This window comes from Neisseria flava (genome assembly GCF_982712965.1).
The window spans coordinates 80,551-93,199 of the sequence record NZ_CEXQBZ010000109.1 but is presented as its reverse complement, the minus strand read 5'-3'; the positions used below and the strand labels follow the sequence as shown (position 1 = coordinate 93,199).

Genomic DNA, 12,649 nt, shown 5'->3' with positions numbered 1-12,649 from the left:
ATAGGTCAAATTCAAATAAGGCATACCTAATGCCGTCATTCCCGCGCAGGCGGGAATCCAGACCTCGATTCTTCAGAAGTATTATTTGAAGATTGCCGTAATCGCAAACTTCTGGATTCCCACCTGCGCGGGAATGACGGCAGTCAAACATTCAAATTTTCGCAAGCAGTCTACTTAAGGTCGTCTGAAAGTTGACAGAACAAGGAACGGAATATGTGGAATTTAATCAACGCCCCCGAGACGGAAATCTTCGGCATCGCCATCGCGCTGATGGTTTTGCTCGGCGTATTGGAAGTCATCTCTATGCTGGCGGGCGGCATCAGCGACTGGCTGGACAACCTGCTGCCCGACAGCCTGACCGAAACCGCGCATACCGAAGTCGGGCTGGACGCGGCGGACGCAGGCGTGTTCGTCAGGTTTCTGAGCTGGCTGTATGTCGGACGCGTGCCGGTGTTGATGCTGATGGTCGTGTTCCTTGCCGTGTACGGACTGACGGGCTATCTCTTTCAGACGACCTTTGCCGCCGTGTTCGGCAGCTATCTGAATGGATGGCTGGCGGCAGTCGCCGTGTGGTTCATTTCGCTGCCGCTGGTGCGCCTGACGGCGGGCGGACTGTACAAAATCATGCCCAAAGACGAAACCACCGCCGTTTCGCAGGAAAGCCTAATCGGACGCATCGGCACAGTGGTGCTGGGCGAGGCGCGGGCAGGCAGCGCGGCGCAGGTGCGGGTGAAGGATGTGTATGGTCAACAGCATTATGTGATGGCAGAACCGGATTCTGACGAAGTGTTGAAACAGGGCGACTCGGTGTTGCTGGTGTCGCTGGAGGGAAATACGTTTAAGGCAATTTTGAATCCGAGCGGGAGCTTGGTGGATTGAGGTCGTCTGAAAAGATAAACGCCGGTTTGCAATGAATCACCATTTATCAATTAATTAGAAAAACAAAACGGGGATAGATATGGATTATTTGGCGCAGTCCGAGCGCGATATGCAATCCCGCATCGAAGCGTTGAAAAACAAGCTGCCACGAGGAGTCATCGTTGTCGGCGACGGACTACTGTTTCAGCATTCGTTATTCAGAGGTTTGTTGTTTCAACCCTTGGTTGCTTTCTTGTTCGGTCTCATCGGCGTAGGCGGTCTCTGGTCGAAGATGGTGAAATGGATGGATCCATCGTTTTCAAGCAATATGACTTGGCTGCTGGCTATTATGCTCACGCTGTTTTGGTTGTGGCGCGTGGAACGTTGGTGGTGCGGGCTGACGACCCGGAAATCGATTTATATTGATCGCGAAAAATTGATTATTTACGGTGCATTCGGACGCATCCGTTATCAAGGCGGACATGACGGGGCTTACAGGAAGTTTGACCGTATACATATGCGGGACATCGTCGGAGTCAGTCTGATTACCGAACGCAGAGGAACAACAGTCATCGGCGGGTTGCTGGGCTTAGGAAGACACAATATTTGTACAACAGCTTCCCAAAACGAATTTATTGAATTAACAGGTTGGCAGTGGAATTCAAGGTAAGATACCCAGCTATCAGACTGCGAAAAAAGAAACACCCAAGAATATTGATAAAACACAAAACAATAATCAAGAAAACAAATTTGTATGGATAACTCTCTTAACAACGAGCCAAGTTTGGAAAAGTCCAACTCGGCAGCATTATGGCTGAAATGGACAGCGGCCTTAATATTGTGGCTTGCCGCGTTTCTGTCGGGTGTAACGGCTTTGTATGGTCTGACCAGAGCGGGCAGTGAACCTGCAAATCTGATACTCGTCGCCTTATTGTCGGCAGGGGCGTGGTACGGTATCTATTTCGGCGGACGACTGACAGGCTGGTTCAGGTCGTCTGAAAACCCGCAAATCCGCTACCCCGCCATTCATTGGGCAATATGGACGCTTGAAACATTTTTCGCCTTATTTTTTGCAAGCATCATTTTTGATAAACAAAACATAGGATTGGTGGTTTTTTGCCTGATTTTTAGCGGCTTGGCGGGCGTGTCTGCATATTTGCGCGGCAAACGGCTGATTGCCGATTACCGGCTACGGAAAAATACCGAAGTCCGTGCAACGGTATGGCGGCTGATATGGAGCTTTATTTTTGCACTGTTATGGTCGGCAACCATCTTGCTCTGCCTGTATGCGCTTCTGCGCCAAATGGCATTGCCTGAAGGAATTGAGCCTGCTACTTTCTGCTTTATCTTCATCCTAACCGTACTGTCGGGATGTGCTGCATATTACTGCTGGAATGGGTTGGCAAAATTGTTCCAAAAATATGCACAACAACAGAAAACGTGGTAGGTCAGATTCAAGAATCCGACGAATCGTTCCGCTTCAAGCCGTATTGCACATAACCCAAATTGTCGGATTCAAGAATCCGAGTACCTTTAAAACCCCAGATTTTTAACCTTTTCAGACGACCCCAAACCCTAAAAAAACCGTCTGAACCCACGCCCCTCAAGGATATATCGACAACAAGAAAGGAAAACCCATGAACTTAGTTTCCATCGGCATCATCGCCGGCGTCATACTCGTCGCGCTGTTCGTACTCGGCCTTATCCTCACCCGCCTGTACCGCCGCGCCAGCAAAGAAGTCTCCTTCGTCCGCACCGGCTTCGGCGGCGAAAAAGTCATCATGAACGGCGGCGCGATGGTGCTGCCCGTGCTGCACGAAATCATTCCCGTTAACATGAACACATTGCGTCTCGAAGTGCGCCGCGCGGCGCAGCAGGCGTTGATTACCCGCGACCGGATGCGCGTTGACGTGATGGCGGAGTTTTATGTCCGTGTCAAACCCAGCGCCGAGAGCATTGCCACCGCCGCGCAAACGCTGGGTATGAAAACCATGTCGCCCGACGAATTGAAAGACCTCGTCGAAGGTAAATTCGTCGATGCCCTGCGCGCCGTCGCCGCCGAAATGGCGATGGAAGAGCTGCACGAAAAACGTGTTGATTTCGTTCAGAAAGTGCAACAAGTCGTGAGCGAAGATTTGTTTAAAAACGGCCTCGAACTCGAAACCGTCTCCCTGACCGGCCTCGACCAAACCAGCTTCGAGTTTTTCAACCCGCAAAACGCCTTTGACGCGGAAGGTCTGACCAAACTGACCGAAACCATCGAAGGCCGCCGCAAAAAACGCAACGAAATCGAACAAGACACCGATTTGGCGATTAAAACCAAAAACCTCGAAGCCGAGCAGCAACGCCTGAAAATCTCGCGCGAAGAAGAATACGCCAAACTCGAGCAAGAACGAGAAATCGCCGTGCGCCGCGCCGAACAGGAAGCTAGCATCGCCGAGCAGGAAGCACAGAAAAAACGCGAAGCGGAAGAAGCCAAAATCGCCGCCGAGCGCGAAGTGGATTTGAAACGCATTGCCGCCGAACGCGACATTAAAAACGAAGACATCCGCAAAGCCCAAGCCGTCGAGCAGGCGGAGGTCGAGCGCCGCAAAGCTATCGAGCTTGCCGAACAAGACCGCGCCATTGCCGTTGCCGAGAAATCGCGTGCCGAATCCGAAGCCAAAGCCGAGGCCGACAAAGCCCGTGCCGCCGCCGTGCGTGAAGAAGAGAGCGTGATTACCGTACGCGAAACCGAACGCGCCGAGCGTGCCAAAGCGGTTGAACTGATTGCCGCCGAAGAAGCCGCACAAAAAGACGCGATTTCGCTCACCGTCGCCGCCGAAGCCGAGAAACAGGCCGCGCAAGACCGCGCCGAAGCCGTGCGCATCGCCGCGGAAGCCGAAGCCGAGAAACAACGCCTGCAAGCCAAAGGTGAAGCCGATGCCAAAGTCCTGTTGGCACAAGCGCAAGAGCAGCAATACAAAGTCGATGCCGAAGGTACCCGCGCCGTCAACGAAGCCGCCAACGTCCTGAGCGTCGAGCAAGTCGAAATGCAAGTGCGCCTCGCCCTGTTGAAACACCTGCCCGACATCATCCGCGAATCCGTGCGCCCGATGGAAAACATCGACGACATCAAGATTCTGCAAGTCAACGGCTTGGGCGGGTTCAGCGGCGCTGCCAACAGCTCCGAAGGCGTGTCGGACGGCCAAACCACACAAGCCAGCCTCGCCGACCAAATGGTCAACAGCGCCCTGCGCTACCGCAGCCAAGCCCCGCTGGTTGACGGTCTCTTGAAAGAATTGGGTCTGAACGGCGGCGACATCAACGGTCTGACGCAAGGGCTGGATAAAGGCATCGGCAAAGAATAAGCCGCGCCGTTAAGAAAGTCTGAAAGCAAAGGTCGTCTGAAACCTCGAAACAGGGTTTCAGACGACCTTTTGTCAGATGTTTTAGTATAAAATCCCACTTTATTTTTTTTCTCCCCGTCCTTATCCCATGCGCCTGACCCACATCAAACTCTCCGGCTTCAAATCTTTTACCGATCCGACCACGATTCATGTTCCGGGGCAGCTTGTTGCGGTTATCGGGCCGAACGGCTGCGGCAAGTCGAATGTGATTGACGCGGTGCGTTGGGTGTTGGGCGAGGCTTCAGCGAAGCAGCTTCGCGGTGAGAGTATGCAGGACGTGATTTTTAACGGTGCGGCGACGCGCCGTCCTGCGCCGAGGGCTTCGGTGGAGCTGGTGTTTGACAACAGCGACCACAGTTTGCAGGGGGCGTGGGGGCAGTATGCCGAGGTGAGTATCAAGCGGCAGCTGACGCGTCAGGGCGAATCGACGTATTTCATCAACAATCAGACCGTGCGCCGCCGCGACATTACCGATTTGTTTCTGGGTACGGGCGTGGGCGCGCGCGGTTATGCCGTTATCGAGCAGGGGATGATTTCGCGCATCATTGAAGCGCGGCCGGAGGAGTTGCGCGCCTATATCGAGGAGGCGGCGGGCGTGTCCAAATATAAGGAACGCCGCAAGGAGACGGAAGGTCGTCTGAAAGACACGCGCGAGCATTTGCAGCGTTTGGGCGATTTGCAGAATGAGTTGGCGCGTCAGGTGGAAAAGCTGGAGAAACAGGCGGAAACCGCCGAACGCTACAAATCCCTGACCGCGCAGTTGAACCAACAACAGGATTTGCTCGATTACGCCCAATGGCAGCAATCGCTTGCCGCCGCCGATAAAGCGACCGCGCAGCATCAATCTTTGCAGGCGCAACAGGACGAAACTGCTGCACAAGTTCAGGCGTTAAACGACGAAATACACGCCTTGCAGACCGCCGAGCAGTCGCAGCAGCAGGCGGTGCACGAACTGAGCAACAAACGCGGCGTGTTGCGCGAACAGATTGCCCGTTTGGAAGAGCAAATCCGCCATCAGCAAAACCTGCACCAACGCATCGAACGCGACAAGCAGGCGGCACAGGCGCAGATGCAGCGCATCCATCAGGAGCAGCAGCAAATCCGCGTGCAGCTTGAAGAAAACGAGTTGCAGGCCGAAGAAAAACAAACCGAATTGGCGGAATGGGCGATGCAGGTTGCCGAACACGAAGAGCGCCTGCCCGAATTGGAAGAAGCCCAAGCCACGCTTAACGCCGCCTTCCAAACCCAGCAGGACGAAGCAAACCGCATCCGCCGCGAACTGGCGTTGAAGCAGCAGCAGCTTGCCCATGCCGAACAAACCGTTGCCAAGCATGAAGAGCGCAAAGGTCGTCTGAAACAGGAAAACCAAGCCCTGAACCTGCCCGACGAAGCCGAAACCGCCGCCGCGCAGGAAGCCGCCGCCTTGTTGCAAAGCCAGCAAGAGCATTACGAAGAACAAATCATCGCCGCCGAAGAAGCCTTACACGCCGCCCGCGAGGCGTTTCAGACGGCCTCAAACCGCTTCCAAAGCCTGAAGCAACAACACATCACCTTGCAGGCGCAGCAGCAGGCGTTGTCGCAAATCCTGTCTCAACAGCAGGAAGCCGCCGACTTCTGGCAGGCAACCGACCACGCCGCCGCGCCGCAACTGTGGCAACACATCACCGCGCCCGCCGAGTGGCAGCACGCCTTGTCCGTCATCCTTGCCGAACGCCTGCACGCCCGCGCTGTGCCGCAAGGCTTCGTTCCCCCCGCGCCTTTGCCGCAGGGGCAGGCAGCATGGCTTTCAGACGACCTCTCCGGCGGCATCAAAAAATCCCTGCCCGTACAGGCATTGCTGAACCAAATCCAAGCGCAGCCGCCGTTTCAGACGGCATTGCACCACTGGCTCGACGGCGTATTGTGCGCACCCGATTTGAGCTACGCCCTCGCGCATCAAAGCGATTTGGGCGCACACCAAATCTGGCTCACGCCCGAAGGCCATCAGGTCGATAAAGTCAGCGTCCTGCTCTATGCAAAACCCGCGCAGGAAAGCTTGATTGCCCAAAAAGCGCGCCTCGACGGCATCGCGTCCGAACTGGAAAACCTCGCTCCCGAACTCTCCGCCGCCGAAGCTGCGTTCAAACAGGCGGAGGCTGCCGTGCGCTCGTCCGAAGTGCAACATAAAAACCTGATGCAGCAGCAACAGCAGCACACGCGCCAATACAGCCAGGCGCAACAACGCGCCGCCGAACTTCTGGCACGCACCAACCAAGGGCAAATCCGCCGCGAACACATCGAGCGCGAACTGGCGCAGTTGGCGGAAGAACAGACCGTGTTGCAACACACGTCCGACGGGCTTTCAGACGACATCGCTACTTTGCAGGAAGCCGCCGCCGAACTCGAACACCAGCAGCAAACCACCGCGCACAGCCGCCAAGAACAGCAAGGTCGTCTGAAACAGGCGCAGCTTGCCCTGTTGGAAGCCAACCGCCAATACGGGCTGGCCGAAGTCGCCGTCCACAAGCTCAACCAGCAAAAACAAAACTACCAGCAGCAAATCGCCCGGCTCGAACAGCAAACCCTAGACTGGCAGGAACGCCAGCAAGAGCTTGCCCTCGCCTATGAAACCGAGTTCCAAAACGACGAGCAGCACATCAAGCTCGACGAGCTGACCGAAGCCGTGCACACGCTGGACGAAGAATACATCGCCGTGCAGGAAAAACTCGCGCAGATTCAGGAGCAGGGCAGGGAACAATACGCCCGCGTACAAGCCCTGCAAACCAAGCTGCCGCAGCTTCAGGCCGCCACCCAAACCGCCCTGCTGCAACAGCAGGAAGCCCTGATTAACGCCAAACGCTACCATCAAAACCTGACCGAACGCGCCGCCGATTTGGACGCGCTCGAAGCGTTGGCGAAAGAATCGCCGAAAGTATTAAACAGCAGCATCGGCAGCCTCACCCAGCAAATCGAAGCCCTCGGCGCCGTCAACCTCGCCGCCCTGCAAGAACTCGAAGAAGCGCGCGAACGCGACGGCTACTACCGCAGCCAGAGCGAAGACGTGCAGGCCGCCATCACCCTTTTGGAAGAAGCCATCGCCCAAATCGACGACAAAACCAAAGAGCGTTTCAAAGAAACCTTCGACGCCGTCAACGGCAAAGTCCAAACCTTCTTCCCGACCCTCTTCGGCGGCGGCGAAGCCACCCTCAAAATGATAGGCGACGACCTCCTGACCGCCGGCGTGTCCATCATGGCGCGTCCGCCCGGCAAGAAAAACAGCACCATCCACCTCCTCTCCGGCGGCGAAAAAGCCCTCACCGCCATGAGCCTCGTGTTTGCCCTGTTCAGCCTCAACCCCGCCCCCTTCTGCCTTCTGGACGAAGTCGACGCCCCGCTGGACGACGCCAACACCTCGCGCTTCTGCAACCTGGTCAAAGAAATGTCGGCGCAAACCCAGTTCCTCTACATCTCCCACAACCGCCTGACCATGGAAATGGCAGAGCAGCTCGTCGGCGTAACCATGCAGGAAAAAGGCGTCTCGCGCGTCGTCGCCGTAGACATCAAGCAGGCGTTGGAAATGGCGGAACCGTGATGAAGTGGTGGAGTTTTGCTTGTTTGAATTTGAAATAGGAAAGGTCGTCTGAAAGTGTATTTTCAGACGACCTTTTTTTAAGATATACAGGCTGCGCGTTTAATCATCGTTGTAATCGTAGTAATCATTGTACCAGTCGCGGTATTTACGATAGTGGTGTTTATGTCTTTTGTAGCGTGCCTCACTGTAGTAAGGATCGTCATAGTCGTAACCATCACGATCGTAGCGGTAGTCGCGGTAACGGCGGTCGTACCAATAGCTGTCGTTGTCTTTCTGGTTCATTTTTTTATTTCGATAGGCGTATGCATTACCTGCCAAACCACCTGCTACCGCGCCAATGAACGCGCTTTGTTCATCGTTACCCAACAGTCCGCCTAAAGCTGCGCCTGCTGCTGCACCGATAAGGGTAGCTTTTCTTTGGTTGTCAGTGCCCCTAGCTTCCACATTGATGGAGGGGAGGCTGAGGCTGGCGGCGAGCAATACCGCCATAAGTGGTTTTATAGTCATTGTTTCGTCCTTTCGTGAAACACGGCAGGTGCCGGAGAATGGTCAGCATTATAGTCATTCTTTTGTTCGCCGTTCATTTTTCTGTAGAAAATTAGCGTAAACAAATGTTGTTTGTTGAGGCACGATTGCTTGGTTGATGGATTGGAAGTCTTAACTATATTGGATTTAGCGGTAACAAAACGCCCCGAAGCCGGTATGCGGTTTCGGGGTGTTTGGGTTTCAGACGACCTGTGCGGTGTCTGCAACACTTGTTGGAAAAAGCCTATTCTTCAGGCAGCCGCCATACGGACAGAATGAATCCGCCCCAGATGACGACGAGTGCGATAATCATCATGATGATGGCTGAGGTACTCATTCTTTGTCTCCTTGTTCATGTTCGTGTTCGTCTTTGACGTTGAAGTTTTGACCATGTTTCCAAGGCAGAAGCGACAGCAACACAGCGATGACAATCAGACCGATCGACATACCCCAGCCGAAGATATTGAGGAAATCGTCGGGATATTTCGAGTAGTTTTCTTTAAGCAGGCCAATTGTGTCTTGGTACAACATATAGCCGAGCATGGCAACGGTAAAGATGACGCAGGCAGTCCAAATCGCGCCGACGCGGACGGAAGAGAGCGCATTCAGGTGGTTGCGCAGCTCGGGCAGTTTGCGCAGGGCGATGATGGCCAAAACGTAGACGAAGCCGGCGGCAACGATGCCGTAGGTGTTGACGAATTTGTCCATGACATCCAAAACGGGCAGACCGGTAGTCGTGCCGAAGAGCAGGGTGGAGATAATGCCCATCGGAATGCAGACGAGCAGGGTGGCGTTGACACGGCCGATGTTCAATTTGTCCTGAATGGCGGCAACGATGACCTCGACGATGGAAATCATCGAGGTAATGCCTGCGAATACCAGCGAACCGAAGAACAATATGCCGATGATTGCGCCCATAGTGCCGGCTTGGTTGATGATGGTTGGGAAGGCGATGAATGCCAAGCCGATGCCGCTGGAAGCCACTTCGCTGACGGCTTGTCCTTTGGCTTGCGCCATAAAGCCCAGCGCGGCGAATACGCCGATACCGGCGAGCAATTCAAAGCTGCTGTTGGCAAAGCCGACGACCAAGCCGGTACCGCCCAAGTCGGTTTTTTTCTTCAGATAGGAAGAGTAAGTCACCATGATGCCAAAGCAGATGGAGAGCGAGAAGAAAATCTGACCGTATGCGGCAACCCAGACTTTCGGATCAGAAAGTTTCGACCAGTCGGGCGTAAACAGTGCATCCAAGCCCTTAGCCGCGCCCGGCAGCGTCAGCGAGATGCCGACCATGATGATGAACATAATCAACAGCAGCGGCATGAAAAACGAAGATGCGCCTGCCACGCCTTTTTGTACGCCCAAAGCCATGATGATGCAGGTAAACAGCCATACGCCGATCAGCGGGCCGACGACTTTGCCGACAAAATCCAAGCCCAAAGCTTCAGGACCTGCCATGTTCAAAAAGTCTTTAAAGAAAAACGCCTGCGGATCTGCGCCCCATGCCGCGTTCAGCGAGTAATACGCATAGCTTGCCGACCAGCCGATGATAACCGCGTAGTAGATACAGATGATGACGTTGGTCATGACGTTCCACCAGCCCACAGGCTCGAACCAGCGGCCGAGGCGGCGGAAAGCCAGCGGAGCGGAGCCGCGGTAGCGGTGGCCGATGGCGTAGTCGAGCAGCAGCAGCGGGATGCCCGCAGTCAAGAGCGCGACCAGATAAGGGAGGAGAAATGCGCCGCCGCCGTTTTCGAAGGCGATGTAGGGGAAACGCCAGATATTGCCCAAGCCGACGGCAGAGCCGATGGCGGCAATCATAAACGCGCGGCGGTTGCTAAACGTCGCGCGTTCGTTTGTTTTGGAATCAGACACTTTGATACCTCTTGCTTTGATGTGGTATGAAAACAGCCGCTTGGCGGCTTACGGTTATAGAAATGAAGTCTGACAGGGGTAATGTCGTCTGAAAAACAATCGGCTTGTGACCTTTTGTTTACAATCTATGGCTGTATCGTAAAAAAATTTAACAGGCTTGGCAAGCGGAAAACAGATTTAAGTTGCGTTTTGGGCAACTCTGGGAATTTCAGATGACCTTGCATTGCCCAAGGGCGGGGTGAATTTGCCGGATGCGGACGTTATTGTTTTTGGCGTTAAGGCTTGTTGCGCAATTCGGTATGAATCCGAATACACATTCCTTTTTAAGGAATGACGTAAAAAATAAAAGGTCGTCTGAAAACCGATTTCAAAGTTTCAGGCGACCTTCTATCTTTTCCGGAAAACCTAGCTTACCCTCTGCGCAATACGGCGTTGTTGACGTATTTTTGGATGCCGGTGGCGATGGCATCGGCGCATTGGCGGCGGAAGGAGTCGCTGCCGAGCAACCGCTCTTCGGTCGGGTTGGACAGGAAGGCGGTTTCGACAAGGATAGACGGAATATCAGGCGCGCGCAGGACGGCGAAATTGGCTTCGTCAACGCGGCCTTTGTGGAGCTGGTTGAGTTTGCCCAATTCGGTCAGGACGGAGTGTCCGAGTATGCGGCTGTCGCGCATGGTGGCGGTTTGGGTCATGTCGAGAATGGCGTTATCGACGCTGCGGTTGCCGCTTTTAAGGACGCCGCCGATGGCGTCGGCGTTGTTTTGGGTTTGGGCGAGGAATTTAGCGGCGGAGCTGGTCGCGCCTTTGGTGTTGAGCATGTAAACGCCGGTACCGCGCGCAGACGGGCTGGTGAAGGCGTCGGCGTGGATGGAGACGAACACGTCGGCATTGCGTGCGCGGGCTTTGGCGACGCGTACGGCCAACGGGATGAAGATGTCTTCGTTGCGGGTCATGTAAACGGTGTAGCCTATGCCTTCGAGGCGTTTTTTGGCTTCGCGGGCGATGGAGAGGACGACGTTTTTCTCTTTCAAGCCGCTGGGACCGATCGCGCCGGGGTCTTCGCCGCCATGACCGGGGTCTATCATGACGACAGGACGGCGGCCTCCGCGGTTGGAACGCGCAGGCGCATCTTGGGCAATGTTCGTGCGCTCGGCAGGACGTTGCGTTTGCATGCGTTTCGGCGGATTGCCGTTGAGCAGCGCCATCATCGGGTCGTTGGCATCGACGCCGTGCGGATAAAGGTCGATCACGAGGCGGTTTTTAAAGCCGCCGACAGGGGCAAGCGAGAAGACTTGCGGATGAGTGTTTTGCTTGAGGTCGATCACAACGCGCACAGTCGTCGGGGTGTTTTGTCCGGCGCGGATGCTGCGGATATAGGGGTCGTCGGGCAGGACTTTGCCGGAAATGCCTTGCAGGACGCTGTTGATGTTGGCGTTTTGGATGTCGACGACGAGCCTGCCGGGGTTTTCCAGGGCGAAATGCTGATATTGCAGCGCGCGCGAGCTTTCGATGGTGATGCGGGTATAGGCGTGCGAAGGCCAAATACGGGCGGCGACGAATTGGGCGGGCGGCGCGGCTTTGGCGAGGGCGGAGGCAATCGGCGTGAGGGTGAACAACAGTCCGGCAGTTTGGCGGACGACTTGTCTTCGTGTCAGTTTGAATTTAACCATGCTTCTAAACTTTTTTGTCCGTTGGCAGTGTGTGCGGTAGCGGTGCAGGCCCTGCCCTGCGCGGCGTGATTCAGGGATACGGTGATGTCTGCGGGCGGCGTGAACGCGCCGCCCTGTTGCGGCCATTCGATGATGCAGACGCTGTCAGGGGAGAACAGGTCGTCCAGACCCGCATCTTCCCATTCTTCGGGCGAGGCAAAGCGGTAAAGGTCGAAATGATGGAGCGTGAACGCTTCCAGCGGGTAGGATTCGACGATGGCGTAGGTCGGGCTTTTGACCGCGCCGGTGTGTCCGAGTCCGCGCAGGATGCCGCGTGTGAACGTGGTTTTTCCCGCGCCCAAATCGCCTTGCAGATGGATGACCAATGGCGCGCGCAACGATTTTGCCCAACTTCCGCCCAGCTCGAGTGTGGACTCTTCGTCGGGAAGCTGGCGGGAAAAGGTTACGCCCTCGCTCATGAAATCAGCCTTATCGTATTCTAAAAACCTTAATTATGCTGGATTTACGGGCATTTGCAAACATAAGGGAGGATAAAGTTAGATAAAGATGTTCCATATTTAACCGGTTTTTGCTTGTGAATGCTGCTTTGCTATTTATTCATTAACCTTTATACGACAATTTTATTTTTAATCTTTAAAAATGTTAAAGCACTAATTAAATTGCTTGGGGCATTTGCGGCTTTTTCGATTTTAAGTACGTTCACTATAAAAAACTTTACATTTACCTCAAACAGGTTTAAAACTCTTCCTTTTCCCCTATTCAGA

The 12,649-nt window shown here is 54.7% G+C and carries 10 protein-coding genes; 5 read left to right on the top strand and 5 right to left on the bottom strand.

What is annotated here, in order from left to right:
- The first annotated feature begins 213 nt into the window (after positions 1-213).
- The 5 genes from AC5M9B_RS05295 (at position 214) to smc (ending at position 7,818) form a co-directional block, all read left to right on the top strand.
- Positions 214-879, top strand: a complete 666-nt coding sequence (locus AC5M9B_RS05295; RefSeq protein ID WP_070654742.1) for a YqiJ family protein — start codon at positions 214-216, stop codon at positions 877-879.
- A 79-nt stretch (positions 880-958) separates the two neighbouring features.
- The gene (locus AC5M9B_RS05290) at positions 959-1,528 is read left to right on the top strand and encodes a hypothetical protein (RefSeq protein WP_070654744.1); all 570 of its coding nucleotides are present in this window, start codon (positions 959-961) and stop codon (positions 1,526-1,528) included.
- Between the two features lie 84 nt (positions 1,529-1,612).
- Positions 1,613-2,305 carry a transglycosylase gene (locus AC5M9B_RS05285; RefSeq protein WP_070654746.1) on the top strand — a complete coding sequence of 231 codons (693 nt, stop codon included), beginning with the start codon at positions 1,613-1,615 and terminating at the stop codon, positions 2,303-2,305.
- 190 nt (positions 2,306-2,495) lie between these two features.
- The gene (locus tag AC5M9B_RS05280) at positions 2,496-4,208 is read left to right on the top strand and encodes a flotillin family protein (protein ID WP_070654748.1); all 1,713 of its coding nucleotides are present in this window, start codon (positions 2,496-2,498) and stop codon (positions 4,206-4,208) included.
- A gap of 127 nt (positions 4,209-4,335) precedes the next feature.
- Complete coding sequence (gene smc / locus AC5M9B_RS05275) at positions 4,336-7,818, top strand: chromosome segregation protein SMC (protein ID WP_487648335.1); 3,483 nt, start codon at positions 4,336-4,338, stop codon at positions 7,816-7,818.
- Between the two features lie 99 nt (positions 7,819-7,917).
- Here the strand turns inward: smc and AC5M9B_RS05270 are convergent, their stop codons facing one another.
- The 5 genes from AC5M9B_RS05270 to tsaE form a co-directional block, all read right to left on the bottom strand.
- On the bottom strand, positions 7,918-8,325 hold the full coding sequence (locus AC5M9B_RS05270) for a YMGG-like glycine zipper-containing protein (protein ID WP_070654752.1): 408 nt from the start codon (positions 8,323-8,325) through the stop codon (positions 7,918-7,920).
- A 262-nt stretch (positions 8,326-8,587) separates the two neighbouring features.
- Positions 8,588-8,680: a methionine/alanine import family NSS transporter small subunit gene (locus tag AC5M9B_RS05265; RefSeq protein WP_016687493.1), complete on the bottom strand. Its 93-nt coding sequence runs from the start codon at positions 8,678-8,680 to the stop codon at positions 8,588-8,590.
- On the bottom strand, positions 8,677-10,215 hold the full coding sequence (locus tag AC5M9B_RS05260; protein WP_070654753.1) for a sodium-dependent transporter: 1,539 nt from the start codon (positions 10,213-10,215) through the stop codon (positions 8,677-8,679). Before AC5M9B_RS05260 ends, AC5M9B_RS05265 begins: the two co-directional genes overlap by 4 nt.
- 410 nt (positions 10,216-10,625) lie before the next feature.
- Positions 10,626-11,885 (bottom strand): N-acetylmuramoyl-L-alanine amidase, encoded by a 1,260-nt coding sequence (locus AC5M9B_RS05255; RefSeq protein ID WP_019271522.1) that lies wholly within the window; start codon positions 11,883-11,885, stop codon positions 10,626-10,628.
- Positions 11,867-12,343 (bottom strand): tRNA (adenosine(37)-N6)-threonylcarbamoyltransferase complex ATPase subunit type 1 TsaE, encoded by a 477-nt coding sequence (gene tsaE / locus AC5M9B_RS05250; RefSeq protein ID WP_070654756.1) that lies wholly within the window; start codon positions 12,341-12,343, stop codon positions 11,867-11,869. Before tsaE ends, AC5M9B_RS05255 begins: the two co-directional genes overlap by 19 nt.
- Positions 12,344-12,649 lie beyond the last annotated feature (306 nt).